Below are 24,326 nucleotides of genomic sequence, written 5' to 3'. Positions count from 1 at the left end.
GATGCGTTGGAACTCGCTCAGGTGCGTCTGCTCGTCGCGGACTTTCCCGCCTGCTACCGCTTCTACGGCGAAGTGCTGGGCCTCAAGCCCCAGTCGGGCGCCGAGGACGGACCGTACGAGAAGTTCGGGTTCGCCGTCGGCTCGGCGGGCATCGCGCTGCAGGACCGCGCGATGATGGCCGGGCTGCTCGGCGAGCTGGCCGACGCGGCGACCGGGCACCGCTCACTGGTGGTGCTCAGGGTCGACGACCTGGACGCGTACTGCGCGGAGATCGTCGGACGCGGAGCCGTCCTCGCGCACGGGCCCGCGCCCATGACGGAGCGCATGCGCGTCGCCCACCTCAAGGATCCCGAGGGCAACCTGGTGGAGTTGCAGGAGTGGCTGCTGCTGCGCACCTGAGCATGGCCGCAAGCGGTCTACCGCACCGGCGTGCGCGGTGGCACTCTGCCGCCCATGGGGGCATTGAGGCGGTTACGCGGCCGGGTGTCGGGGACACGGCGTACGACGATCCTGTACGCCGTCGGGCTCGTGGGCGCCGCCGCGCTGGGAGTCACCGCGTGCGATCCCGTGAACGGCGGGATGAACACCTCCGCGGTCGCGCTCACGGTGGACGAGGCGGGGACCAAGGAGCTGGAGCGGCAGGGGGCCGACGTGTCCTGGCTGAGCTGCACGGCCGGCTTCGCGGACAAGGTCACGCCGAAGAACGGGTCCGGCCCTACGGAGTCCGTGATCGAGGTGGACTGTCAGGGCGAGACCGACGACGGTACGGACATCTCGGTCAAGGGCCGGGTGAGTTCCGTCGTCGACGGGGCCTGCGTACGCGGCAACCTCACCGCCAAGGTCGGCGGCGAGCAGTGGTTCCGCGTCGATGTGCTGGGGAACTGCGACGCGGGCGACGGGGACGGCGACGGGGACGGCGGGAGCGGCGGGGGCGGCGGGGGCGATCAGCCCTCCACCCCGCCCACCCACCAGGAGCCCGACCCCGCGCCCACCCCCACCGTCACCGTGACGGTGACCGCGGACCCGCCGCCACCCCAGCCGACCTGCGACTGCGTGCCCGGGAAATGATCGTCCCCCTGTCGGCGCGTGCGGTGCCTGCCTAGGCTGGTCGGTGTGACAGAGGCAGCGCACCGCGCATATCTCCGGTTCCCGCACGTTCACGGCGAGTTGCTCACGTTCGCGGCAGAGGACGACGTCTGGGTCGCGCCCCTCGACGGGGGCCGGGCCTGGCGGGTCAGCGCCGACAACATGCCCGTGAACCATCCCCGCATATCCCCGGACGGCACGACCGTCGCCTGGACCTCCACGCGCGACGGAGCCCCCGAGGTGCACATCGCCCCCGTCGACGGAGGCCCCTCCAAAAGGCTGACGTACTGGGGGAGTTGGCGTACCGCCGTGCGTGGCTGGACACCCGACGGGCGGGTCCTCGCCGTCAGCGCGACGGGACAGGCCTCCCTGCGCCGCAGCTGGGCGCGGGCCGTCCCGCTCGACGGCGGTCCCGCCGCCACCCTGCCGTACGGACCCGTCGGCGACGCCGCCCACGGCCCCGACGGGCAGGTCCTGTTGCTCTCCGCGCCGATGGGCCGCGAGGCCGCCTGGTGGAAGCGGTACCGCGGCGGCACCGCGGGCAAGCTGTGGATCCGGCGCACGGAGGGTGACGGGGGCGGCGCGGCTCCCGGGGACGGAGAGCCCCGCTTCGTACGCGTCCACGAAGAGCTCGACGGCAACATCGAGTACCCGCTCCTCGTCGGCGGGCGCATCGCCTTCCTCTCCGACCACGAAGGCGTCGGCGCCCTCTACTCCTCCCAGCCCGACGGCTCCGACCTGCGCCGGCACACCGCCCTCGACGGCTTCTACGCGCGCCACGCGGCCACCGACGGCACCCGCGTCGTCTACATGTCAGCGGGTGAACTCTGGCTCCTCGACGACCTGTCGGACGCCGAGCCCCGCCGCGTCGAGCTGCGCCTCGGCGGCCAGCGCACCGACCTGCAGCCGCACCCCGTGAGCGCCGCCCGCTGGTTCGGTGCCGCCGCGCCCGACCACACCGGACGCGGCAGCGCCGTCTCCGTGCGCGGCTCCGTCCACTGGGTCACGCACCGCGAGGGCCCCGCCCGCGCGCTCGCCGCCGAGCACGGGGTGCGCGCCCGGCTGCCGCGTACGTTCCGCGTGCAGGGCGAGGAGCACGTCGTGTGGGTCACGGACGCCGAGGGCGACGAGGCCCTGGAGTTCGCGCCCGCCACCGGCTCCGCGCCCGGCGCCACCCCGCGCAGGCTCGCCGCGGGACAGCTCGGCCGGGTCCTCGGGCTCGCCGTCGCCCCCGACGGCTCCCGTGCCGCCGTCGCCTCGCACGACGGGCGTGTGCTGCTCGTCGAGCGCGAGAGCGGCGAGGTCCGCGAGGTCGACCGCAGCGAGGACGGCGAGGCCACCGGGCTCGTCTTCTCGCCCGACTCCGCATGGCTCGCCTGGTCGCATCCCGGCCCGAGCCCCCTGCGGCAGCTCAAGCTCGCCAACACCGCCGACCTGTCGGTGGCCGAGGCGACGCCGCTGCGCTTCCGCGACTACGCGCCCGCGTTCACCCTCGACGGCAAGCACCTCGCGTTCCTCTCCGCCCGCTCCTTCGACCCGGTCTACGACGCGCACGTCTTCGATCTCGCGTTCGTCGGCGGCTCACGCCCGTACCTGATCACGCTCGCCGCGACCACGCCGTCCCCCTTCGGACCGCAGCGCCACGGCAGGCCCTTCGACGCGCAGGACGGCGCCGAGACGCCCGACAGCGAGGGCGCGCCCGTCACCCGCATCGACTTCGACGGGCTCGCCGACCGCATCGTGCCGTTCCCCGTCGAGGCCGCCCGCTACAGCACGCTGCGGGCCGCGAAGGACGGCCTGCTCTGGCTCCGGCACCCGGTGCGCGGCGTCCTCGGCGCCTCCCGTGCCACGCCGCACGACCCGGCGCCGAGGACTGAACTGGAGCGGTACGACTTCGCGGAGCGCCGCGTCGAGGAACTGTCCGCGGACGCCGACCACTTCGCGGTCACCGGCGACGGCAAGCGGATCCTGCTGTGGACCGACGGCAAGCTGAAGGTCGTGCCCAGCGACCGGCGCGCCTCCGGCGACGAGGACAGCCCGTCGAACATCACCGTCGACCTCACCCGCATCCGCCACACCGTCGACCCGGCCGCCGAGTGGCGCCAGATGTACGCCGAGACGGGCCGCCTCATGCGGGACAACTTCTGGCGGCCCGACATGGGCGGCGTCGACTGGGACGGCGTACTGGAGCGGTACCGGCCCGTCCTCGACCGCGTCGCCACCCACGACGACCTCGTCGACCTGCTGTGGGAGGTGCACGGCGAACTCGGCACCTCGCACGCCTACGTCACCCCGCGCGGCGGCGGGGGCGGGGCGCACCGGCAGGGGCTCCTCGGCGCGGACCTGACGCGCGGCGAGGACGGACTGTGGCGCATCGCCCGCATCCTGCCCTCGGAGACGTCCGACCCGGACGCGCAGTCGCCGCTCGCCGCGCCGGGCGTGGCGGTCCGCCCCGGTGACGCGGTCATCGAGGTCAACGGCATGCCGGTCGACCCGGTCGTGGGGCCGGGCCCGCTGCTCGTCGGCACCGCGGGCAAGGCCGTCGAGCTGACGATCTCGCCGTCGGGCGGCGGCGACGCCCGGCACGCCGTGGTCGTCCCCACCGACGACGAGGAGCCGCTGCGCTACCACGCCTGGGTCGCCGACCGCCGGGCGTACGTCCACGAGCGCTCCGGCGGCCGCCTCGGCTACCTTCACGTGCCGGACATGCAGGCGCCGGGCTGGGCGCAGATCCACCGCGACCTGCGCGTCGAGGTCGCCCGCGAGGGCCTGGTCGTGGACGTCAGGGAGAACCGCGGCGGGCACACCTCGCAGCTCGTCGTGGAGAAGCTGGCGCGCCGCGTCGTCGGCTGGGACCTGCCTCGCGGCTCCCGCCCGCTGAGCTATCCGGCGGACGCGCCGCGCGGCCCGGTCGTCGCCGTCGCCAACGAGTTCTCCGGCTCCGACGGCGACATCGTGAACGCCGCGATCAGGGCGCTCGGCATCGGGCCCGTGGTCGGCACCCGCACGTGGGGTGGCGTCATCGGCATCGACAGCCGCTACCACCTGGTCGACGGGACGCTGGTGACGCAGCCGAAGTACGCGTTCTGGCTGGAGGGCGAGGGCTGGGGCGTCGAGAACCACGGCGTCGACCCGGACGTGGAGGTCATCACCACCCCGGACGACCACGCGGCGAACCGCGACCCGCAGTTGGACGAGGCGGTGCGGATAGCACTGGCCGCGCTGGCGGAAAACCCGGCGAAGACGCCACCGGAGCTGCCGGGCGGGGAGTGACCTCTCCCGGGCCCCGCGTCGCCGGGCCGATAGCATGCGAAGCGTACTGATCTTCCCTATCCAGGAGGCGGCCCATGGCGGGCGAAGCGCGAAGCGACTGTCTGTTTTGCAAGATCGTCGCGGGTGACGTGCCGGCGACCGTTGTCCGGGAGACCGAGACGACCGTGGCCTTCCGCGACATCAACCCGCAGGCGCCGACCCACGTCCTGGTCATCCCCAAGGCGCACTACCCGGACGCCGCGTCGCTCGCCGCCGCCGAGCCCGCGATCGCCGCGGACGTGCTGCGGGAGGCGGGCGAGGTCGCCGCCGAGGAGAAGGCCGACAGCTACCGCATCGTCTTCAACACCGGGTCCGGCGCCGGCCAGACCGTCTGGCACGCGCACGCGCACGTCCTGGGCGGCCGCGGCCTCCAGTGGCCGCCCGGATAGCGGGGACCGTCCTCCTTGTCCGCACGTGAACTGGTGGTGCTCGGCACCGCCAGCCAGGTCCCCACCCGGCACCGCAACCACAACGGCTACGTCCTGCTCTGGGACGGCCAGGGAATCATGTTCGACCCCGGCGAGGGCACGCAGCGCCAGATGCTGCGCGCCGGGGTCGCCGCCCACGACCTGCACCGGATCTGCGTCACGCACTTCCACGGCGACCACTCCCTGGGCCTGGCCGGGGTGATCCAGCGCATCAACCTCGACCGGGTCCCGCACCCCGTCACCGCCCACTACCCGGCGTCGGGGCAGCGGTTCTTCGACCGGCTGCGGTACGCGACGGCCTACCGGGAGACCGTCTCGCTCACCGAGGCGCCGGTCGCCGCGGACGGCCCTCTGGACGTCACGCCCGCGTATACCCTCGACGCGATGAAGCTCTCCCACCCGGTCGAGTCGTACGGCTACCGGCTCACCGAGCCCGACGGGCGCCGCATGCTGCCCGAGCTCCTCGCCGGGCACGGGATCAGCGGGCCCGACGTGGGTCGCCTCCAGAAGGAGGGCAGCCTGCGCGGAGTGGCCCTCGAAGAGGTCAGCGAGGTGCGGCGCGGACAGCGCTTCGCCTTCGTGATGGACACCCGGCTCTGCGACGGCGTGCACGCCCTCGCCGAAGGCTGCGACATGCTCGTCATCGAGTCGACCTTTCTTGACGAGGACGAGAAACTCGCCGTCGATCACGGGCACTTGACCGCCGGGCAGGCCGCACGCGTCGCCGTCGAGGCGGGCGTCCGCCACCTCGTCCTCACCCACTTCAGCCAGCGCTACCCCGACCCGAGCCTGTACGAACAGCAGGCCCGCGCCGCCGGATACGACGGCGAACTCACCGTCGCCCGCGACCTGTTGCGCGTGCCCCTCCCCAAACGAACCTGAGCGAGACCGCACCATGCCGATCCCCAAGGCCGAACTCCACCTCCACATCGAAGGCACCCTCGAACCCGAGCTCGCCTTCGCCCTCGCCGCACGCAACGGCGTGGAACTCCCGTACGCCGACACCGAAGAGCTCCGCAAGGCCTACCTCTTCGACGACCTCCAGACCTTCCTCAACCTCTACTACCGGCTCATGGCCGTGCTGCGCACCGAGGCCGACTTCGAGGAGCTCGCGGACGCCTACCTCGCCCGCGCCGCCGCACAGGGCGTCCGGCACGCGGAGATCTTCTTCGACCCGCAGGCCCACACCGCGCGCGGCGTCCCCATCGGCACCGTCGTCGAAGGCCTCGCCCGCGCCCTGGACCGCAGCGAGGAGCGGCACGGCGTCTCCACGCGCCTGATCATGTGCTTCCTGCGCGATCAGTCCGCCGAGTCCGCGATGGAGACGCTGGAGGCCGCCGAGCCGTACCTCCACCGCATCATCGGCATCGGCCTGGACTCCGCCGAGGTCGGCCACCCGCCGGCCAAGTTCAAGGAGGTGTACGAGGCCGCCGCCGCCCGCGGCCTGCGGCTCGTCGCCCACGCGGGCGAGGAGGGGCCGCCCGCGTACATCACGGAGGCCCTGGACGTCCTGCGCGTCGAGCGCATCGACCACGGGCTGCGCTGCGTTGAGGACCCGGAACTGGTGGAGCGCCTGGTCCGCGACCGCGTCCCGCTCACGCTCTGCCCGCTCTCGAACGTCCGGCTGCGCACCATCGACGTCCTGGAGGACCACCCGCTGCCGCGGATGCTGGACGCGGGCCTCATGTGCACGGTCAACTCCGACGACCCGGCCTACTTCGGCGGGTACGCGGACGACAACTTCCACGCCGTCCGCGAGGCCCTGGGTCTCGACCGGGAGCGGCTGCGCACGCTCGCCCGCAACTCCTTCCTGGCGAGCTTCCTCGACCGGGACGCGGCGGACGAGGCGCTGCGGGCGAAGTACCTCGCCGAGGTCGACGCTTATTCGTTCGACTGACCGCCGGATGCCCGACTAGGGTCCCCGGCATGGACTCCATCGCGCAGATCTACGGCTGACACGGCCCCAGCAGGCCCCCGCCCGTCCGGACAGGACCGCGGCGGTGGGCCGCCGTGTCCTCATCCGCACACCACGGATCCGTAGCTCTCCGTTCCTGGAGGAACATCCATGCCTCATCGACTCTCCCGCCGCCCTGCCCACATCGCCATGGTCGGCGTCCCGATGGTCAGCCACGTGCTGCCCGGACTCGAAGTCATCCGTGAACTGGTGGCGCGCGGCCACCGCGTGACGTACGCCAACGACCCCGCGACCGCCGAACTCATCGAGCCCACCGGCGCCGAACTCGTCGCGTACGAGTCCACGCTCCCGTTCCGCGACAACATCTGGCCCGACGACCCGATCGAGGCCAGTGCGCTCTTCCTCGACGACGCGATGGCGGTGCTCCCGCAGCTCCACGCGGCGTACGACGACGACCCCGCGGACCTCTATCTGTACGACATCGGCGCGTACGTCGCCCGTGCGCTCGCCGAGGCGCAGGTGCGGCCGCTCGTGCAGCTGTCGCCCACCTTCGTGGCGTGGGGCAGCTATCAGGAGGATGTCGGCGCGCACCTCGCGCAACTGCCGGGCGCCGACGCCCTGGAGGCCCGCTTCAAGGAGTGGCTCGCCGGGTGCGGCGCCACCACGCCGGACGTCGCGGAGTTCTCCGGGGTGCCGCCGCGCGCCCTCGCCACCATTCCGCGGGCCATGCAGCCGCACGCCGACACCGTCGACCCGACGCGGGTCGACTTCGTCGGGCCCTGCCTCGGCGACCGCGCCGCGCGGGAGAGCTGGACGCGGCCCTCATACGCCGAGAAGGTGCTGCTGGTGTCGCTCGGCTCGGCGTACACCGTGCAGCCGGAGTTCTACCGGCAGTGCGTGGCCGCCTTCGGGGATCTGCCGGGGTGGCACGTCGTGCTGCAGATCGGCAGGCACGTGGATCCCGAAGAGCTGGGCGACGAACTTCCCGGCAACATCGAAGTCCGGTCCTGGGTACCGCAGTTGGCCGTCCTTGCGCAGGCCGACGCCTTCGTCACGCACGCCGGGATGGGCAGCAGCGGCGAGGGCCTGCATGCCGGTGTGCCGATGATCGCCGTGCCGCAGGGCGCGGAGCAGCCGATGAACGCGGACCGGCTCGTGGAGCTCGGTGTCGCGCGGCGCGTGGACACGCCGGAGGCGACCGGGGAGGTGCTGCGGGCCGCGCTGCTCGAACTGACCTCGGACCCCGAGGTCGCGCGCAGGTGCGCGGAGTTGCGGGCGCAGGTCCGTGCCGAGGGCGGTGCGGTGCGCGCCGCCGACCTGATCGAGGCGGAGCTGTAGCGCCCCGCGCCCACCATTGACGGCCCTCGTTCGCGTACCTAGTCTCCGTTCTCATGTATGGACAGAGTCTCGTCATCGCGGATGTCCGTCTCACCCCCGTCCTCGTCGCCGACCCCCCGCTGCTCAACACGCAGGGCGTCCATCAGCCCTACACGCCCCGTCTGATCATCGAGGTGGTCACCGCAGGTGGGGTGACGGGCATAGGGGAGACGTACGGGGACTCGAAGTACCTCGAGCTCGCCCGGCCGCTGGCCGGGCGGCTCGTCGGGCACGACGTGTCCGATCTCAACGGGCTGTTCACACTCGCGGACGACGTGGCCGTGGACGCCGCGCGGGTCGACGACTCCGTGGACGTCGGCGGTCTGCGCGGCGTGCAGACCGCCGACAAGCTGCGGCTCTCCGTCGTCTCCGGGTTTGAGGTCGCCTGCCTCGATGCCCTCGGCAAGGCGCTCGGGCTGCCCGTGCACGCGCTGCTCGGCGGCAAGGTGCGCGACGCCGTGGAGTACAGCGCGTACCTGTTCTACAAGTGGGCCGAGCACCCGGCCGGCGTCGTGAGCGAGCAGGACGAGGGGTGGGGTGCCGCGCTCGACCCGGCCGGGATCGTCGCGCAGGCCCGCCTGTTCACCGATCGGTACGGCTTCACCTCGTTCAAGCTCAAGGGTGGCGTCTTCCCGCCCGACGAGGAGATCGCCGCGATCCGCGCCCTCGCCGAGGCGTTCCCCGGCCTGCCGCTGCGGCTCGACCCCAACGGAGCCTGGTCCGTGGAGACGTCCCTGAAGGTCGCCGCCGAGCTCGGCGACGTACTCGAATACCTGGAGGACCCGGCGCTCGGCACGCCCGCCATGGCGCGGGTCGCCGCGGGCACGCGCGTGCCGCTCGCCACGAACATGTGCGTGACGACCTTCGAGGAGATACCGGAGGCCTTCGCGAAGGGCGCCGTGCAGGTCGTGCTCTCCGACCACCACTACTGGGGCGGACTGCGCCGGACCCGTGAACTGGCCGCCGTCTGCCGCACGTTCGGCGTCAGCGTGTCCATGCACTCCAATACACACCTGGGCATCAGCCTCGCCGCGATGACCCACGTGGCGGCAACCGTCCAAGGCCTTGAGCACGCCTGCGACTCGCACTACCCGTGGCAGGCCGAGGACGTCCTGACCTCCCGGCTCCGGTTCACCGGCGGCAAGGTCGCCGTCACCGACGCCCCGGGCCTCGGCGTCGAACTCGACAGGGACAGGCTGGCCGCCCTGCACGCCCGCTGGCTCGACGACGACTTCCGCGCGTTCAGGGAGCGCGACGACGCGGCGGCGATGCGGGCGGCCGACCCGGACTGGACGACTCCGGCCGTGCCGCGCTGGTAGGGCCTGTGTCGGAAGTCCCGTCGTTCGCCCGGAGGGCGGGCCCGGCGGCGTCCGGTGCGTGCGATCGCAAGGCGGAGGGTCGCCCCGATACTGGTTGTATCGGGGTGTCCCGACAACGCCGCGAGGGCGCGTGCCGGGCGTCGCCGGGCAGGCGGGACTTCCGACACAGGCCCTAGGTCCACGGCCGGTAACCGCGAGCCTCTTCAGGCATCGTCCGTTACGTTGCCTGCATGGTCGTACCCGTACAGCCCACCGTCGACCCGCTGAAAGCGGCCCGCAGAGCCGGGGATCCGGACTGCGACGTCTACCTCACCGGCACGGTCTTCCTCGACATCATCTTCACCGGCCTCGACTCGGCGCCCGTGCGCGGAACCGAGTCCTGGGCCCGCGGCATGGGATCGAGCCCCGGGGGCGTCGCCAACATGGCGACCGCCCTCGCCCGGCTCGGCCTGCATACCTCGCTGGCCGCGGCCTTCGGGGACGACCATTACGGCGAGTACTGCTGGGACGCCCTCGAACAGGGGGAGGGCATCGACCTCACCCCGTCACGGACCGTCCCCGGCTGGCACTCCCCGGTGACCGTCTCCATGGCGTACGAGGGCGAACGCACCATGGTGAGCCACGGCCACGAGCCGCCCCCGGACGCCGACGCCCCCGACGGAGGCGCCCCGTCCTGCCCGCCCCGCGCGCGTGCCGCCGTCGCCTCCCTGACCCCCGGCACCCGCGCCCCCTGGATCGCCCAGGCCGCCCGCAGCGGCACCCGGATCTTCGCCGACGTCGGCTGGGACGACACCGGCCGCTGGGACCTCGCGGGCCTCGCCGACCTGGAGCACTGCGAGGCGTTCCTGCCCAACGCGGAAGAGGCGATGCGCTACACCCGCACCTCCTGCCCCCGCGCGGCCGCCCACGCCCTCACCGAGCACGTGCCGCTCGCCGTGGTGACCCTCGGCGCCGAGGGCGCGTACGCCGTGGACGGGCGGACCGGCGAGACGGCGGAGGTCCCCGCCATCGAGGTCGAGGCGCTCGACCCCACCGGCGCCGGCGACGTCTTCGTCGCCGGGTTCGTCACCGGCACCCTCGCCGAGTGGCCCCTCGCGGACCGGCTCGCCTTCGCGGGCCTCACGGCGGCGCTCTCCGTCCAGGAGTTCGGCGGCTCCCTGTCGGCGCCGGGCTGGGCGGAGGTCGGCGCGTGGTGGCGCCGGGTCCGCGAATTCGACGACCAGGACCCCCTGGCCCTGCGGCGCTACGCCTTCCTGCAGTCCCTCCTGCCCGCCGCGGCCCGCCCGTGGCCGCTCCGCAGGGCCGTGCCGACGATCGGATTCCGGTCGGCGTAGCGGACGAGCCGAGGCGGAAGGGCGCAAGAGCTGAGGCGGAAGGGAGGAAAAGGCCTACGGCCTGTACCGTGCCGCGTCGTACTCTTGGGGGAGCAAGGCTGTCGAGCGGCCACCAAGCCCCGCACGAGGAGGATGAGCAGGCCTACAGAGCCGGCCCATGACTCAGACACCCACGACTCACACCGACGCGCAGGACCGGGCCCGAGCCCACTTCACCGTCCCGGCGAACCACCCGATGGTGACGGTTCTCGGCTCCGGCGACGCCCTGCTGCGGGTGATCGAGAAGGCCTTCCCGGCGGCCGACATCCACGTCCGGGGCAATGAGATCAGCGCCGTGGGCAGCGCCCCCGAAGTCGCACTCATCCAGCGCTTGTTCGACCAGATGATGCTGGTGCTCCGCACCGGTCAGCCGATGACGGAGGACGCAGTGGAACGCTCGATCGCCATGCTCAGGGCGGACGAGAACGGCAACGGCGCGGAGGAGACCCCCGCCGAGGTCCTCACGCAGAACATCCTCTCGTCCCGCGGCCGCACCATCCGCCCCAAGACCCTCAACCAGAAGCGGTACGTCGACGCGATCGACAAGCACACCATCGTCTTCGGGATCGGGCCCGCGGGCACCGGCAAGACCTACCTCGCCATGGCCAAGGCCGTGCAGGCCCTGCAGTCCAAGCAGGTCAACCGCATCATCCTGACGCGCCCCGCGGTCGAGGCGGGCGAGCGGCTCGGCTTCCTGCCGGGCACGCTGTACGAGAAGATCGACCCGTACCTGCGCCCGCTGTACGACGCGCTGCACGACATGCTCGACCCCGACTCCATCCCGCGCCTCATGGCCGCGGGCACCATCGAGGTCGCCCCCCTCGCGTACATGCGCGGCCGGACGCTGAACGACGCGTTCATCATCCTCGACGAGGCGCAGAACACCAGCGCCGAGCAGATGAAGATGTTCCTGACCCGCCTCGGCTTCGACTCGAAGATCGTCATCACCGGTGACATCACCCAGGTCGACCTGCCCGGCGGCACGAAGAGCGGCCTGCGCGAGGTGCAGCGGATCCTCGACGGCGTCGAGGACATCCACTTCTCGCGGCTCACGTCCAACGACGTGGTCCGGCACAAGCTGGTCGGCCGTATCGTCGATGCGTACGAACAGCACGACAGCCGCCACAACGGGAAGTAGACCAGCAGCACCATGTCGATCGACGTCAACAACGAGTCCGGAACCGAGGTCGACGAGCAGGCGATCCTCGACATCGCCCGCTACGCCCTCGCGCGGATGCGCATCCACCCGCTCTCCGAGCTCTCGGTGATCGTCGTGGACACCGACGCCATGGAGCAGCTGCACATCCAGTGGATGGACCTGCCGGGGCCCACGGACGTCATGTCCTTCCCCATGGACGAGCTGCGCCCGCCCATGAAGGACGACGACGAGCCCCCGCAGGGCCTCCTCGGCGACATCGTGCTCTGCCCCGAGGTCGCCACCAAGCAGGGCAAGGACGCCCCCACGGAGCACTCCATGGACGAGGAGCTCCAGCTCCTCACCGTCCACGGCGTCCTGCACCTGCTCGGGTACGACCACGAGGAGCCCGACGAGAAGGCCGAGATGTTCGGCCTGCAGGCCGCGATCGTCGACGGCTGGCGCGCCGAGAAGGGCCTGACCGGCCCGTCCCCGGCGCCCACGGTCTCGTAGCGCCATGAATCCTCAGCTGATCGCCGGCGCGGTCGCCCTGGTCGTCGTGGCCTGGCTCGCGGCCTGCGCCGAGGCGGGCATCGCCCGTGTCTCCAGCTTCCGCGCGGACGAGGCGGTCCGCTCCGGGCGGCGCGGCAGCGCGAAGCTCGCGCAGGTCGCCGCCGACCCGACGCGGTACCTCAACGTGGCGCTGCTCGTGCGCGTGGCGTGCGAGATGGCCGCCGCCGCCCTGGTGACGTACGCCTGCCTCCAGGAGTTCGATGAGACCTGGCACGCCCTCGCGGTCGCCATCGGCGTGATGGTCCTGGTCAGCTACGTCGCGGTGGGCGTCTCCCCGCGCACGATCGGCCGCCAGCACCCGCTGAACACGGCGACCGCCGCGTCCTACGTCCTGCTGCCGCTCGCCAGGATCATGGGTCCGATCCCGCCGCTCCTGATCCTCATCGGCAACGCGCTCACGCCCGGTAAGGGATTCCGGCGTGGCCCGTTCGCCTCCGAGGCCGAGCTGCGCGCCATGGTGGACCTCGCCGAGAAGGAGTCGCTGATCGAGGACGAGGAGCGGCGCATGGTCCACTCCGTCTTCGAGCTCGGCGACACCCTCGTACGGGAGGTCATGGTCCCGCGCACGGACCTGGTCGCCATCGAACGGTTCAAGACGATCCGCCAGGCCCTGACCCTCGCGCTGCGCTCCGGCTTCTCGCGCATACCGGTGACGGGTGAGAGCGAGGACGACATCGTCGGCATGGTGTACCTGAAGGACCTGGCCCGCAAGACGCACATCAACCGCGACAGCGAGTCCGACCTGGTGTCGACGGCGATGCGCCCGGCCACCTTCGTCCCGGACACGAAGAACGCGGGCGACCTGCTGCGCGAGATGCAGCAGGAGCGCAACCACGTGGCCGTGGTCATCGACGAGTACGGCGGCACGGCCGGCATCGTCACCATCGAGGACATCCTCGAGGAGATCGTCGGCGAGATCACCGACGAGTACGACCGCGAGCTGCCGCCCGTCGAGGAGCTGGCCGACGGCTGTTACCGCGTGACGGCCCGCCTCGACATCGGCGACCTCGGGGAGCTCTTCGGGGTTGACGAGTTCGACGACGAGGACGTGGAGACCGTCGGCGGTCTCCTCGCCAAGCAGCTGGGCCGCGTCCCGATCGCCGGGGCGTCCGCGACCGTGCCGCTGCCGGACGCGCGCGAGCTGAGGCTCACCGCGGAGTCCGCGGCGGGCCGCCGCAACCGCATCATGACGGTGCTCGTGGAGCCCGTGACGGAGGACGCCGGCGCCCACGCCGAGCCGGACGCGGAGAAGGCGGGCGAGTCGGGGTGACGCCGGAGGCCCTGCGCGCGTTCTGCCTCTCCTTCAACGGCGCGGTGGAGGACTTCCCCTTCACTCCGGAGACGTCGGTCTTCAAGGTGGGCGGGAAGATGTTCGCGCTCACGGCCCTCGACGGGCGCCCGCTCACGGTCAATCTGAAGTGCGAGCCGGACATCGCCGACCGGCTGCGGGCGGCGCACCCGGAGATCGTCCCGGGCTGGCACATGAACAAACGCCACTGGAACACGGTGACCGTCGACGGCGGCCTGCCCGACCGGCAGGTCCGGGAGCTCGTCGAGGACTCGTACGACTTGGTGGTGGCGAAACTGCCCCGGGCGGAGCGCCTGCGGCTCGACCGCCCCTGAGGGGCGCGCGCGGTGGGTGGCGGGGGCCCGGTAAGCGCTCGGCGAAGTGTCCCAACAGCCCCTCGCCATCGGGGTGGTGGGACAGGCAGAATGGAGTGACAGGCGGATCCGAAACGCTCCCACTCCGGGCTGCCGGCCAAGGAACTCGGAGTGGAAACGTCTGTGCGATGGCGTCCGCCGCAACTGGTCCCGGTCTCGAGCCGGGGCCAGTTCGCGTTTCACACGTGGGGCAGGATCCACCTGTCGATGATCTCCTGGACCATCATCAGGAGGCTCACCCACTGGGCCGACACCGCGACCCGGTCGGTCCACGTGCTGATGGTGCGGCGCCCGTCAGGCTTCTCGGCCATCGGGCTGTACTCCTTCCTGGTTCCACGCAAGTCGTGGATACCGCGGCGAGCCACGAACGGGCGGCGCCAGGAAGGGGGACATCGGCGGTCGATCGCACTCGATGGAGTGATTCCGTGCCGTGTCGGCTCTGTTCTCAACCTCCTTGCGACTGTGGCGAGTTGAGCAGGCTACCCTCTGCCATATCGTAGCCCGGACGCTGCGACATGGGTAGTACTGAAGTCCACGTTGCTCATCGAAGGCTCGCCAAGTGCGATATAGCTACTCGGCAACTGTCGGCCTCGGACCGCCCCTGCGGTTGCGCGCCCGCGCGCTTCGAGGTCTCCTGACAGTGGCGTGAACTGTCGTCCCGGAAGGTCTCGATGAGTAAGCTGCTAGTCTGCTATGTTGCACCTCGCACGGTCCGGTTGGGGGTGGAGCCATCATGAGCGCGCCAAGTGCGGCACTTCAGCGGCTGCGGCTGCGCACCGAGCTCCGAAAGGCGCGGACCGCCGCGCGTCTCACTCAGCGGCAGGTCGCCGCGAAAATGGAGTGGAGCCCCTCCAAGCTGATCCGGATCGAGGCCGGCGAGGTCGGCATCTCGGTCAACGACCTGCGCCCCCTGCTGGATGCGTACGGGATCCGGGACCGCCGCAAGATCGAGGAACTGCTCGATCTCGCGCGGGGCAGCCGCAAGATGCCGTACGCCGAGTACCGCGACCTGTACAGCAAAGAGTTCCTGCAGTTCCTCGCCCTGGAGTCGTCGGCGTCGATCGTCCGCGCGTACAACTCCCTGCAGCTGCCCGGTCCTCTGCAGACCGAGGAGTACGGCCGCGCCATCATGAAGGCGTACGACAAGGGGGCCGACGACGAGGTGATCGAGCGGGCCATCGAGGTGCGGCTCTCCCGCCAGGACATGCTGACGTCGGGCGACCGTGAGGTGTTCTACATCCTCGACGAGGCGGTCGTGCGTCGCCAGGTCGGCGGACGCGGCGTCATGCGCGCCCAGTTGGAGCGGCTCGCCGAGCTGGCGGCCCTGCCGAAGTTCACCATCCAGATCCTGCCGTTCAGCGTCGGCGCGCACCCCGGGATCCAGGGACCCTTCACACTCTTCGAGTTCGAGGCGGACGAGATGCCGGACTCGCTCTATCTGGAGAACCCGCGCGGCGATTCGTTCAGTACCAACGCGCCGGAGGAGAGCGGGCGTTACCTGGAGAGGTTCTGGGAGCTGGAGGACCTGGCCGTCAAGGAGCGCACGGTGGACATCCTCAAGGCCCTGGCGGTCAGGGCCGAAGAGGGGGCGGACGATCTGGAGAAGCTCCTGGCGCCCGTCGAAGCGGCCTGACGCTTCATCAATCCCGGCCGCAACAAGGGACCTTGGCGAGAATCCGGTCGTTCAGATCCGTGTGTCGCGCCGTTATCCTGGAAGAGGTGCTATGTGCCTCTGCACCAGCCGCGCCGGGCCGGCTGGTCTTCCGCACCCGGGGTGGAGGAGCGGCGTGGGCAGCACATGGGGATGGCGCAAGAGCAGTGCGAGCGGGGCCCCGAGCGAAGACTGCGTGGAGATCGCCTGGACCGGCAGGACCGTTCTCATCCGTGACTCCGCGCGCCCCCGGGGCGCGATCGTCGTGGTGAGTCCGGACGCCTGGGTCGTCTTCCTCTCCTCGATGTCCCGCGTCCCCGCGCGTGACGTGACGGCGGCCCGGCCCTGACGGGGCCGGGCCGTACCGCACCGCCCCGCGGGGCTCACGCGCGCTTGCGTCCGCCGAGCCCGACCGCCACCGCGGCCGCCGTCGCCAGGACCACCGCCGCGTCGATCGCGAGGACCGTCCGCGCGCCCGTGAGCAGGTCGGGGACGGTCGTCGCGAGGACACCGAGCACCGGGATGCCGACGGTGAGGCCCACCTGCTGGGTGGAGGTGACCAGGCCCGTCGCCAGGCCCTGCTCCTCGTCGGGGACGCCCGACGTGACCGTCACGCCGTACGACACGATCGCGCCCAGGTGGAACATGCTCGCCACCGACACCGCGGCCGTCGCGAGCCACACCGACCAGCCGCCCTCGCCGATGCCGAGCAGCGCCGCGACCAGCACGCCCTGCCCGACCAGCGAACCCACCAGCGTGCGGCGGGCGCCGAAGCGGCCGATGATCCGCGGCGCGTACACGCCGGCGACCACCGACAGGATGCCCTGCACACCGAAGATCAGGCCGGTCTCGAAGGCGGAGAGACGCAGGACCTCCTGGAAGTAGAGGGTCAGCACGAACACGACCGTCGACATCATCGAGAACGTGACGAGACCGCCGAGGTTGCCCCACGCCACCGTGCGGCGGCGCAGCATCGGGAGCGAGACGAGCGGGGACGCGGCGCGCGACTCGACGTAGCCGAAGAGCGCCAGGAGCAGGACGCCCGCCACCAGCGTGACGATGACGTCGATGCCGCCGAAGCCGCGCTGGGCCGCCGTGGAGAGTGCGTAGATCAGGGAGAGCAGGCCGCCGGTGACCGTGACGGCGCCGGGGACGTCCAGGCGCGGACGGTCCGGGGTGCGCGACTCGGGCAGCAGGCCCGGCGCGAGCGGCAGCACGATCAGGGCGAAGAGGGTGAGCAGGCCCATCGTGGAGCGCCAGCCGAGGGTGTCGGTCAGTACGCCGCCCAGCACCATGCCGACCGTGAAGCCGAGCGAGAGCAGCGTGCCGGAGATGCCGAGCGCCCGGTCGCGCGCCGGACCCTCGGGGAACGTGGTCGTCAGGAGGGACATGCCGGTCGGCACGATGGCCGCCGCGCCCACGCCCTGCAGCGCGCGCCCGGCGAGGAACGACGCCGGGTCCCACGCGAACGTGGCGAGCAGCGAGGCGAGGCCGAAGAGCGCGAGACCCGCGAGGAACAGCTTGCGGCGGCCGAAGAGGTCGCCGGTCCTGCCGAAGAGGAGCAGGAAGCCTCCGGACGGCAGCGCGAAGGCGGTCACCGCCCACTGCAGCGCGGAGTGGCTCATGCCGAGGTCGGGGCCGAGCACGGGCAGCGCGACGTTCAGTACGGAGAAGTCCAGCGCGACCATGAACTGCGCGGCGCACAGCACGAAGAGGACGAGCTTGTCGCGGGTGGAGAGCTTCGGGCCGTGCGGTTGCGGCTGCGGCGCAGGTGGCGCGGCCTGGGGGGACGGGGCAGGGGTGGTGTCGATCGCCATGGTCAAGAGCTTGCTTCGGCCGGAATAGACGTGGGGAGCGGGAACTTATGCTGGTGGTCGGAACACCAGTCAGGGCTTGGGGGAGCGCCGTATGGCAGCAGCAGTGTCGGTGACGTCGGGTACGGACGACTCCAAGGCGCGGCGGCTCGGGGAGCTCAGGGAGTTCCTGATGAGCCGGCGCGCGCGGGTCAGCCCCGCGGAGGCCGGGCTTCCGGACGGCGGGGCCCGCCGCCGCACGCCGGGGCTGCGCCGCGAGGAGGTCGCCGTGCTCGCCGGTGTCGGGGCGTCCTGGTACCAGTGGCTGGAGCAGGGCCGCGACATCTCCGTGTCGCCGCAGGTCCTGGATGCCGTGGCGCGTGTCCTCAAGCTGAGCGGTGCCGAGCGACGCCATCTGTACGTGCTGGCCGGGCTCAATCCGCCGCGGCCCGAGGTCGCGCGGGACGACCGGGCGATGTGCGAGGGGCTGCACCGGCTCATCGACACGTGGATGCCGCAGCCCGCGCACATCATGGACGCGTACTGGAACTGCGTCATGTACAACGACGCGGCCGCGGCCGTGCTCGGGATGCGCTCGGAGACGTCCGAGAACTGTCTGCTCACCTTCTTCACCGACCCCATCTACCGGGCCCGCGCCCGCAGCTGGCAGCGGAACGCGCCGCAGGTCGTGGCGATGTACCGGGCGGCGTGCTCGGAGCAGCCCGAGGACGACGGGTTCGCCGCGGTGATCGCCGAGGCGAAGTCGGTGAGCCCGGAGTTCGTGGAGCTGTGGGAGCGGCGGGACATCCTGCCCGGCGGGCAGGTCGCCAAGGAGATCGAGCACCCGGTGGTGGGGACGCTGTTCCTGGAATCGACACAGCTGAAGGTGCCGGCCAGGCCCGACCTCACGATCGTGCTGCACACGCCGATGCCGGACGCCGAGGTGGACACCGCCGGGAAGCTGGCGTGGCTTGCCTCGCCCGAGGGCAGGCGCGGGTCGATCTATCCGGTGGCGGGCTAGCGGGCCGTGCTCCGTATGCTCGGGGCATGACTGAGAGCGCCGCGCTTGACCCCGAGGACCGCAAGATCGTCACCCTGGCCCGTTCCGCGCGGGCCCGCAACGGTGTGCCCGAGGGGGCGGCGGTGCGGGACGAGACGGGACGTACGTACGTGGCGGGGACGGTCGCTCTCGACTCGCTCCGGCTGTCCGCGCTGAGGACGGCGGTCGCCATGGCCGTGGCGTCCGGGGCGGAGTCGCTGGAGGCGGCGGCGGTCGTCTCCGGGGCGGAGGCGGTCACCGACGAGGATCTCGCCGCGGTACGTGACCTGGGCGGGGCCGGGACGCCGGTGTTCCTCGCGGGGGCGGACGGGGAGGTCCGGGCGCGGGTCGAGGCGGGCTGAGACCGCCGTCTTCCCCACCCCTTCGGGCCGGGCGGTGCGGCGGGGCTCCGGGGATCAGGGACAATGGGCGCCATGAGCGTTCGTACCCCGTCTTCAGCCGAGCCGTCCGAGGCCGTCCACCGCGCCGGCTTCGCCTGCTTCGTCGGCCGCCCCAACGCGGGCAAGTCCACCCTCACGAACGCTCTGGTCGGCAAGAAGGTGGCGATCACCGCCAACCAGCCGCAGACCACGCGCCACACCGTGCGCGGCATCGTGCACCGGCCCGACGCCCAGATGATCCTGGTCGACACCCCGGGGCTGCACAAGCCGCGCACGCTGCTCGGTGAGCGGCTCAACGACGTCGTGCGCACGACGTGGGCCGAGGTCGACGTGATCGGCTTCTGCCTGCCCGCGAACGAGAAGCTCGGCCCCGGCGACCGGTTCATCGCCAAGGAGCTCGCCTCCATCAAGAAGACGCCGAAGATCGCGATCGTCACGAAGACGGACCTGGTCGACAGCAAGACGCTCGCCGAGCAGCTCATCGCCATCGACCAGCTCGGCAAGGAGCTCGGCTTCGAGTGGGCCGAGATCGTGCCGGTGTCGGCGGTCGGCGACCAGCAGGTCGGCCTGCTCGCCGACCTCATCGTGCCGCTGCTCCCGGAGGGCCCCGCGCTCTACCCCGAGGGCGACCTCACGGACGAGCCCGAGCAGGTCATGGTCGCGGAGCTGATCCGCGAGGCGGCGCTGGAGGGTGTGCGGGACGAGCTGCCGCACTCCATCGCGGTCGTGGTCGAGGAGATGCTGCCCCGCGAGGACCGCCCCGCCGACAAGCCGCTGCTGGACATCCACGCGTTCGTCTACATCGAGCGGCCCAGCCAGAAGGGCATCATCATCGGCCCGAAGGGCAAGCGGCTCAAGGACGTCGGCATCAAGTCCCGCAAGCAGATCGAGGCGCTCCTCGGCACGCCCGTCTTCCTGGACCTGCACGTGAAGGTCGCCAAGGACTGGCAGCGGGACCCGCGCCAGCTGCGCAAGCTGGGGTTCTGAGCGGGGCGGCATGGGGCTCGGCCGGTCACCGGCTGCGCCGCGTTCGTCCTCAAGCGCCGGACGGGCTCGATCACGCATGCGACCGCGGGTGCGTCGTGGCTGGTCGCGCGGTTCCCCGCGCCCCTTCCCGGCGCCTGCGGCGTCGGCCCCCGCTATCTCACCCCCTTGATCCGCGTCACGAGCCCCGACCCCGCAAGCCCGATCACCGCCGCCGTCAGGTACAGCGCCCGGTAGCCGCCCAGGTGGGTCACGATCGGGGCCGCCAGGGCCGGGGCCGCCACCTGGGGGAGGGAGTTGGCGATGTTGATGATGCCGAGGTCCTTGCCGCGGTCCGCCGCCGTGGGGAGGACGTCCGTCATCAGGGCGAAGTCCACCGACGTGAAGACGCCGAAGCCGATGCCCAGCACCGCCGCCGCGACGACCGCGCCCGGCCAGGTCTGCCAGAGGGCGAGCAGCGCCGTCGCCGCCGCCATGAGCGCGCCCGACCACAGCACGAACGGTTTGCGGCGGGCCGTCCGGTCCGACCAGGCGCCGCCCACCACGACCGTCGCAAGCATCGTCGCGCCGTTCACCGCCGTCAGGATCAGCACGCCCTCGTCCGGGTCGGGGCGGTGCAGGCCGTCACGGAGGAAGTAGAGAAGGTAGAGCAGGACCAGGGAGTTGCTGACGTTCAGCAGGAACCGGGTCAGCCACGCCCACGCCAGGTCCGGATGGCGGCGCGGGCTCAGCCGGAACCCCGCGAGGAAGCCGCGCAGGGACCACGGCGGCCGGTCGGCGGCGGACAGCCGCAGGTCACGGTGGCGTACGACGTAGGGCAGGACGCCCGCCAGGGTGAAGACCGCACACGCCGCGTACCCCGCGCCCGTCCCGCCCGCCGCCGTCGCGAGCCCCGTCCCCACCACCACGCCGAGCAGCTGCGCCGCCCCCAGCCACCCGCCCACCGAGCCCCGCTGCAGGCGCGGCACCCGGTCCGGCACGGCCGCCGTCACCGCCGCGAACGCGGCGTTGAGGGTGAGCTGGACCAGGCACCACCCCGCCGCGAGCCACCACACCGAGTCCGCGGAGGCGAGGAGCAGGAGCGACAGGGTGCCGCCCGCCGCGCCCGCCACGATCCACGGCGTGCGCCTGCCCCAGCGCGACGTCGTACGGTCCGAAACCGCGCCGAAGAGCGGGTTCGCGGCGAGGGAGACGACCGCGCCGACGCCCGTCACCCAGGCGAGGACGGTCTCCTTGGACGTGCCCGCGGGCGCGAGGTCCTCCGCCTGGACGGCGAGCAGGATCTGCAGCGGCCCGTACCAGCCCACCCAGATCGCGCCGTTGGCGAGCGACAGCGAGGCCGTCCAGCCCCGGCCGACCCGTTCCACCGGCTCCCGCAGCGCGGCCGGCGCGGTCGACGTCATGGGCGGCGCGCCCGTAGCGCCTCGCGCAGCCAGTGGTACGACGCCTTCGGCGTGCGCACCTGCGTGGCGTGGTCGACGTGCACGAGACCGAACCGCTGCCGGTATCCCTCCGCCCACTCGAAGTTGTCGATCAGTGACCAGATGAAGTAGCCGCGCACATCGACCCCTGACTCCAGCGCGCGGTGCAGCGCCCGCAGGTGGCCGTCGAGGTAGGCGATGCGGTCCTGGTCGTCGAGTCCGTCGTACGAGCAGCCGTTCTCGGTGATGACGAGCGGCGGGAGACGGTCGCCGTACCGGTCGCGGAAGGAGGTGAGGAGTTCGGGTAGCGCGTCGGGGACGACCGGCCAGCCGAAGTCCGTGACGGGGAAGCCGTCGATCTGCCGCGGCGCGAAGGGGAGTTCGGGCGGGAGCGTGACGCCCGCGAACTCCGCCGCCGTGCCGTCGGGGAGCGGCGCGCCCACCTTCGTCGGCTGGTAGAAGTTGATCCCGTACCAGTCGAGGGGTTCGGAGATGACCTTGAGGTCCGCGTCGAGGTCCTTCGACGGCATCAGCTCTCCGATGCCTTCCGGGTAGGCGCCGAGGAGCAGCGGGTCCGCGAAGAGGCGGTTGAGGAGCAGGTCGTAGAAGTCCGCGGCGGCCGTGTCGTCCTCGGCGTCGGAGGCGGGCCACGTCGGGCCGTGCGAGTTGGCGATGCCGATGTCGTGGGCGCCGGCCGCGCGCAGCGCCCGTACGGCGAGGCCGTGCGCGAGGAGCTGGTGGTGGGCGGCGGGCAGGGCGTCGAACAGGAGCCGCTTGCCGGGGGCGTGCTGGCCGAGGGCATGGCCGAGGAGGGTGTGCTCGGCCGGTTCGTTGAGGGTGATCCACTTGGTGACGCGGTCGCCGATGCGGGCCGCGACGACCGCCGCGTACTCGGCGAACTTCTCGGCGGTGCGCCGGTTCAGCCAGCCGCCCGCCTGCTGCACGACGAGCGGGGTGTCCCAGTGGAAGAGGGTGGGGACGGGCCGTACGCCCGCCGCGCACAGCTCGTCGACGAGCCGGTCGTAGAAGTCGAGGCCCGCCGGGTTCACCGCGCCCGCCCCGGTGGGCAGCACGCGCGGCCACGAGACCGAGAAGCGGTACGCGTCGACGCCGAGGTCGCGGACGAGCGCGACGTCCTCGCGGTAGCGGTGGTAGTGGTCGCAGGCCACCGCGGCCGTCGAGCCGTCCTTCACGTTCCCCGGCACGGCCGTGAACGCGTCCCAGACGGAGGCGCCGCGCTCGTCGGCGGCGCCCTCGATCTGGTGGGCCGATGTGGAGACGCCCCACAGGAAGTCGCGGGGGAACTCAGGGAACGGTGGTCTCGCCGGTGCCGCGGTCGCTGCCATGGGCGGGATCTTCCGTACCGGCGAGTACGGAAGTCAATGGCCGTGCACGAAAAAGGTGAACAACCCTCAAGTTCGCCCGAGCCCTCTCATGGATCGCCCTACGAGCCGTCCTACGAACCCTCCTTCAGTACGCGTGAGATCAGCTTCCGCTGCGGCTCCGTCAGCCGCGGGTCCGAGCAGTACACCGTCCGCCCGTCCACCGTCAGCTGGTAGTTGAAGCCGTCCGGCACCCCTATGGGCGGGGCGCTCCGTCCCTCGGCCACGGCCTGTTCGGCCAGGGCGTGCCATTCCGGGGCATCGGCCAGCTCCGAGGTGTCCACCTCGGCGTGCCGGTCGATGCCCGCGAATCCTCCGGTCCGCTTCACCTGGATACGCATGGGTCCTGTCTACTCCACCGGGCGGGCGGCCGGTAGCACGTCATCAGGTCGCGGGGACCTTGACCGTGGACCACGCGTCGATGACGGCTTTGTGCTCGTCCCCGTCGCCGTACTTCGCGCGCGCGGCGGCCACCGTCAGCTTCGCGAAGTCGCTGAAGGAGGCGTCCTGCGCCAGCTCGCCGCCGGTCAGGACCGCGTACCAGATCTGTCCCGCCCGCTCCCACGAGTGACCGCCGAGGGCGTCGGCGACCAGGTAGAACGCGCGGTTCGGGATGCCGGAGTTGATGTGCACGCCGCCGTTGTCGCGGCCCGTGCGCACATAGTGGTCCATGTCGGCGGGCTGCGGGTCCTTGCCGAGCACGTCGTCGTCGTACGCCGTGCCGGGCTCCTTCATGGAGCGCAGCGCCTTGCCGGTGACGCGCGGGGCGAGCAGGCCCGCGCCGATCAGCCAGTCGGCCTCCTGGGCGGTCTGGCCGAGCGTGTACTGCTTGATCATCGAGCCGAAGACGTCCGCCATCGACTCGTTCAGGGCGCCCGGCTGGCCGAAGTACGTGAGGTTCGCCGTGTACTGCACCACGCCGTGGGTGAGCTCGTGGCCGATGACGTCCACGGGAATGGTGAAGTCCAGGAAGATCTCGTTGTCGCCGTCGCCGAACACCATCTGTTCGCCGTTCCAGAAGGCGTTCCCGTAGTCCTCGCCGTAGTGGACCGTCGCGTTCAGCGGCAGGCCGTTGCCGTCGATGGAATCGCGGTCGTACGACTTCTGGTACAGCTCGAAGGTCGCGCCGAGGCCCGCGTACGCGCGGTTGACGGTGGCGTCCTTGCCGGGCTTGTCGCCCTCGCCGCGCACCTTGCGGCCAGGGAGCTCCGTGCGGTGCTTGGCGTCGTAGATCGTGCGGTGCGGCTTGCCCGCCGTGGCTTCCTTGGGTGCGGCGACGCTGGGCGCGCCGATGACGGTCGTCAGGCGGCGGTGCGTGCGCTCGATGGAGTCCCGCTCCAGGGTGCGGCGGGCGGGTGCGGCGAGCGCGGGGTCCTGGTTCTGGGCGAGCGTGTCCAGGACGTGGGGCGGCACGATGGTGCAGAAGACGGGCTCGAAGGCTCGTGGGTTGACGGTCATGGCGGCAATGTGGCACT

The 24,326-nt window shown here is 71.8% G+C and carries 24 protein-coding genes; 18 read left to right on the top strand and 6 right to left on the bottom strand.

Annotated elements, in window-relative coordinates:
* The first annotated feature begins 6 nt into the window (after positions 1–6).
* From DEJ49_RS11545 to DEJ49_RS11485, 13 genes are all read left to right on the top strand, one after another.
* Positions 7–399, top strand: a complete 393-nt coding sequence (locus DEJ49_RS11545; RefSeq protein WP_150184057.1) for a VOC family protein — start codon at positions 7–9, stop codon at positions 397–399.
* A gap of 54 nt (positions 400–453) precedes the next feature.
* Positions 454–1,068, top strand: a complete 615-nt coding sequence (locus DEJ49_RS11540) for a hypothetical protein (protein ID WP_223832800.1) — start codon at positions 454–456, stop codon at positions 1,066–1,068.
* 45 nt (positions 1,069–1,113) lie between these two features.
* Positions 1,114–4,359 carry a S41 family peptidase gene (locus DEJ49_RS11535; RefSeq protein ID WP_190329323.1) on the top strand — a complete coding sequence of 1,082 codons (3,246 nt, stop codon included), beginning with the start codon at positions 1,114–1,116 and terminating at the stop codon, positions 4,357–4,359.
* A 74-nt stretch (positions 4,360–4,433) separates the two neighbouring features.
* Entirely contained in the window at positions 4,434–4,787 is a 354-nt protein-coding gene (locus tag DEJ49_RS11530) for a histidine triad nucleotide-binding protein (protein ID WP_150184056.1), read from the top strand.
* A 15-nt stretch (positions 4,788–4,802) separates the two neighbouring features.
* Complete coding sequence (locus tag DEJ49_RS11525) at positions 4,803–5,708, top strand: ribonuclease Z (RefSeq protein WP_150184055.1); 906 nt, start codon at positions 4,803–4,805, stop codon at positions 5,706–5,708.
* 13 nt (positions 5,709–5,721) lie between these two features.
* Complete coding sequence (locus DEJ49_RS11520) at positions 5,722–6,723, top strand: adenosine deaminase (RefSeq protein WP_150184054.1); 1,002 nt, start codon at positions 5,722–5,724, stop codon at positions 6,721–6,723.
* Positions 6,724–6,891: 168 nt separating this feature from the next.
* Positions 6,892–8,079 (top strand): macrolide family glycosyltransferase, encoded by a 1,188-nt coding sequence (locus tag DEJ49_RS11515; protein ID WP_223832799.1) that lies wholly within the window; start codon positions 6,892–6,894, stop codon positions 8,077–8,079.
* A gap of 53 nt (positions 8,080–8,132) precedes the next feature.
* Positions 8,133–9,437 (top strand): glucarate dehydratase family protein, encoded by a 1,305-nt coding sequence (locus tag DEJ49_RS11510; RefSeq protein WP_150184053.1) that lies wholly within the window; start codon positions 8,133–8,135, stop codon positions 9,435–9,437.
* A 230-nt stretch (positions 9,438–9,667) separates the two neighbouring features.
* Positions 9,668–10,771 carry a carbohydrate kinase family protein gene (locus DEJ49_RS11505; protein WP_150184052.1) on the top strand — a complete coding sequence of 368 codons (1,104 nt, stop codon included), beginning with the start codon at positions 9,668–9,670 and terminating at the stop codon, positions 10,769–10,771.
* 157 nt (positions 10,772–10,928) lie between these two features.
* On the top strand, positions 10,929–11,948 hold the full coding sequence (locus DEJ49_RS11500; RefSeq protein WP_150184051.1) for a PhoH family protein: 1,020 nt from the start codon (positions 10,929–10,931) through the stop codon (positions 11,946–11,948).
* A gap of 12 nt (positions 11,949–11,960) precedes the next feature.
* Positions 11,961–12,458 carry an rRNA maturation RNase YbeY gene (gene ybeY, locus DEJ49_RS11495; RefSeq protein WP_150184050.1) on the top strand — a complete coding sequence of 166 codons (498 nt, stop codon included), beginning with the start codon at positions 11,961–11,963 and terminating at the stop codon, positions 12,456–12,458.
* 4 nt (positions 12,459–12,462) lie between these two features.
* The gene (locus DEJ49_RS11490; protein WP_150184049.1) at positions 12,463–13,788 is read left to right on the top strand and encodes a hemolysin family protein; all 1,326 of its coding nucleotides are present in this window, start codon (positions 12,463–12,465) and stop codon (positions 13,786–13,788) included.
* On the top strand, positions 13,785–14,141 hold the full coding sequence (locus DEJ49_RS11485) for an MmcQ/YjbR family DNA-binding protein (RefSeq protein ID WP_150184048.1): 357 nt from the start codon (positions 13,785–13,787) through the stop codon (positions 14,139–14,141). The genes DEJ49_RS11490 and DEJ49_RS11485 overlap by 4 nt, the downstream gene beginning before the upstream one ends.
* A 218-nt stretch (positions 14,142–14,359) precedes the next feature.
* Here the strand turns inward: DEJ49_RS11485 and DEJ49_RS36735 are convergent, their stop codons facing one another.
* Complete coding sequence (locus tag DEJ49_RS36735) at positions 14,360–14,491, bottom strand: hypothetical protein (RefSeq protein WP_263398789.1); 132 nt, start codon at positions 14,489–14,491, stop codon at positions 14,360–14,362.
* Between the two features lie 422 nt (positions 14,492–14,913).
* Here DEJ49_RS36735 and DEJ49_RS11480 point away from each other — a divergent pair, with 422 nt between their 5' ends.
* Together DEJ49_RS11480 and DEJ49_RS11475 are read left to right on the top strand one after the other, a co-directional pair.
* A complete protein-coding gene (locus DEJ49_RS11480) occupies positions 14,914–15,813 on the top strand; it encodes a helix-turn-helix domain-containing protein (RefSeq protein ID WP_150184047.1) in 900 nt (299 codons plus the stop codon).
* A 154-nt stretch (positions 15,814–15,967) separates the two neighbouring features.
* Complete coding sequence (locus DEJ49_RS11475; protein ID WP_150184046.1) at positions 15,968–16,180, top strand: DUF397 domain-containing protein; 213 nt, start codon at positions 15,968–15,970, stop codon at positions 16,178–16,180.
* A 34-nt stretch (positions 16,181–16,214) separates the two neighbouring features.
* On the opposite strand, the gene DEJ49_RS11470 is transcribed toward DEJ49_RS11475, so the two are convergent.
* Positions 16,215–17,648: an MFS transporter gene (locus DEJ49_RS11470; protein ID WP_150184045.1), complete on the bottom strand. Its 1,434-nt coding sequence runs from the start codon at positions 17,646–17,648 to the stop codon at positions 16,215–16,217.
* Positions 17,649–17,739: 91 nt separating this feature from the next.
* On the opposite strand from DEJ49_RS11470, the gene DEJ49_RS11465 reads away from it, so the two are divergent.
* From DEJ49_RS11465 to era, 3 genes are all read left to right on the top strand, one after another.
* On the top strand, positions 17,740–18,645 hold the full coding sequence (locus tag DEJ49_RS11465) for a helix-turn-helix transcriptional regulator (protein ID WP_150184044.1): 906 nt from the start codon (positions 17,740–17,742) through the stop codon (positions 18,643–18,645).
* A 26-nt stretch (positions 18,646–18,671) separates the two neighbouring features.
* On the top strand, positions 18,672–19,025 hold the full coding sequence (locus DEJ49_RS11460) for a cytidine deaminase (protein WP_150184043.1): 354 nt from the start codon (positions 18,672–18,674) through the stop codon (positions 19,023–19,025).
* Positions 19,026–19,088: 63 nt separating this feature from the next.
* Positions 19,089–20,051 carry a GTPase Era gene (era, locus tag DEJ49_RS11455; protein WP_190329322.1) on the top strand — a complete coding sequence of 321 codons (963 nt, stop codon included), beginning with the start codon at positions 19,089–19,091 and terminating at the stop codon, positions 20,049–20,051.
* A gap of 152 nt (positions 20,052–20,203) precedes the next feature.
* On the opposite strand, the gene DEJ49_RS11450 is transcribed toward era, so the two are convergent.
* The 4 genes from DEJ49_RS11450 to DEJ49_RS11435 all read right to left on the bottom strand — a co-directional run bounded on the left by DEJ49_RS11450 (position 20,204) and on the right by DEJ49_RS11435 (position 24,309).
* Complete coding sequence (locus tag DEJ49_RS11450) at positions 20,204–21,451, bottom strand: MFS transporter (RefSeq protein WP_150184042.1); 1,248 nt, start codon at positions 21,449–21,451, stop codon at positions 20,204–20,206.
* Entirely contained in the window at positions 21,448–22,815 is a 1,368-nt protein-coding gene (locus DEJ49_RS11445) for a GH1 family beta-glucosidase (RefSeq protein WP_150184041.1), read from the bottom strand. Before DEJ49_RS11445 ends, DEJ49_RS11450 begins: the two co-directional genes overlap by 4 nt.
* A 110-nt stretch (positions 22,816–22,925) precedes the next feature.
* Positions 22,926–23,192, bottom strand: coding sequence for a protealysin inhibitor emfourin (locus tag DEJ49_RS11440; protein WP_150167582.1), 267 nt, complete (start codon positions 23,190–23,192; stop codon positions 22,926–22,928).
* Positions 23,193–23,235: 43 nt separating this feature from the next.
* Positions 23,236–24,309, bottom strand: coding sequence for a M4 family metallopeptidase (locus DEJ49_RS11435; RefSeq protein WP_150184040.1), 1,074 nt, complete (start codon positions 24,307–24,309; stop codon positions 23,236–23,238).
* Between the last annotated feature and the right edge of the window lie 17 nt (positions 24,310–24,326).

The sequence above is a fragment of the Streptomyces venezuelae genome (assembly GCF_008642335.1).
Lineage (GTDB): Bacteria > Actinomycetota > Actinomycetes > Streptomycetales > Streptomycetaceae > Streptomyces > Streptomyces venezuelae_F.
Note: the sequence above shows the minus strand (reverse complement) of the source record. Positions and strands in the feature narration are given on the sequence as shown.

What these genes read in the sequence shown, in the direction of transcription:
- DEJ49_RS11500 (WP_150184051.1), top strand. Translation starts at nt 10,929, where the DNA reads ATGACTCAGACACCCACGACTCACACCGACGCGCAGGACCGGGCCCGA.
- DEJ49_RS11510 (WP_150184053.1), top strand. Translation starts at nt 8,133, where the DNA reads ATGTATGGACAGAGTCTCGTCATCGCGGATGTCCGTCTCACCCCCGTC.
- DEJ49_RS11435 (WP_150184040.1), bottom strand. Translation starts at nt 24,309, where the DNA reads ATGACCGTCAACCCACGAGCCTTCGAGCCCGTCTTCTGCACCATCGTG.
- DEJ49_RS11445 (WP_150184041.1), bottom strand. Translation starts at nt 22,815, where the DNA reads ATGGCAGCGACCGCGGCACCGGCGAGACCACCGTTCCCTGAGTTCCCC.
- ybeY (WP_150184050.1), top strand. Translation starts at nt 11,961, where the DNA reads ATGTCGATCGACGTCAACAACGAGTCCGGAACCGAGGTCGACGAGCAG.
- DEJ49_RS11515 (WP_223832799.1), top strand. Translation starts at nt 6,892, where the DNA reads ATGCCTCATCGACTCTCCCGCCGCCCTGCCCACATCGCCATGGTCGGC.
- DEJ49_RS11470 (WP_150184045.1), bottom strand. Translation starts at nt 17,648, where the DNA reads ATGGCGATCGACACCACCCCTGCCCCGTCCCCCCAGGCCGCGCCACCT.
- DEJ49_RS11490 (WP_150184049.1), top strand. Translation starts at nt 12,463, where the DNA reads ATGAATCCTCAGCTGATCGCCGGCGCGGTCGCCCTGGTCGTCGTGGCC.
- era (WP_190329322.1), top strand. Translation starts at nt 19,089, where the DNA reads ATGGGCGCCATGAGCGTTCGTACCCCGTCTTCAGCCGAGCCGTCCGAG.
- DEJ49_RS11520 (WP_150184054.1), top strand. Translation starts at nt 5,722, where the DNA reads ATGCCGATCCCCAAGGCCGAACTCCACCTCCACATCGAAGGCACCCTC.
- DEJ49_RS11480 (WP_150184047.1), top strand. Translation starts at nt 14,914, where the DNA reads ATGAGCGCGCCAAGTGCGGCACTTCAGCGGCTGCGGCTGCGCACCGAG.
- DEJ49_RS11540 (WP_223832800.1), top strand. Translation starts at nt 454, where the DNA reads ATGGGGGCATTGAGGCGGTTACGCGGCCGGGTGTCGGGGACACGGCGT.
- DEJ49_RS11465 (WP_150184044.1), top strand. Translation starts at nt 17,740, where the DNA reads ATGGCAGCAGCAGTGTCGGTGACGTCGGGTACGGACGACTCCAAGGCG.
- DEJ49_RS11505 (WP_150184052.1), top strand. Translation starts at nt 9,668, where the DNA reads ATGGTCGTACCCGTACAGCCCACCGTCGACCCGCTGAAAGCGGCCCGC.
- DEJ49_RS11440 (WP_150167582.1), bottom strand. Translation starts at nt 23,192, where the DNA reads ATGCGTATCCAGGTGAAGCGGACCGGAGGATTCGCGGGCATCGACCGG.
- DEJ49_RS11450 (WP_150184042.1), bottom strand. Translation starts at nt 21,451, where the DNA reads ATGACGTCGACCGCGCCGGCCGCGCTGCGGGAGCCGGTGGAACGGGTC.
- DEJ49_RS11530 (WP_150184056.1), top strand. Translation starts at nt 4,434, where the DNA reads ATGGCGGGCGAAGCGCGAAGCGACTGTCTGTTTTGCAAGATCGTCGCG.
- DEJ49_RS11460 (WP_150184043.1), top strand. Translation starts at nt 18,672, where the DNA reads ATGACTGAGAGCGCCGCGCTTGACCCCGAGGACCGCAAGATCGTCACC.
- DEJ49_RS36735 (WP_263398789.1), bottom strand. Translation starts at nt 14,491, where the DNA reads ATGGCCGAGAAGCCTGACGGGCGCCGCACCATCAGCACGTGGACCGAC.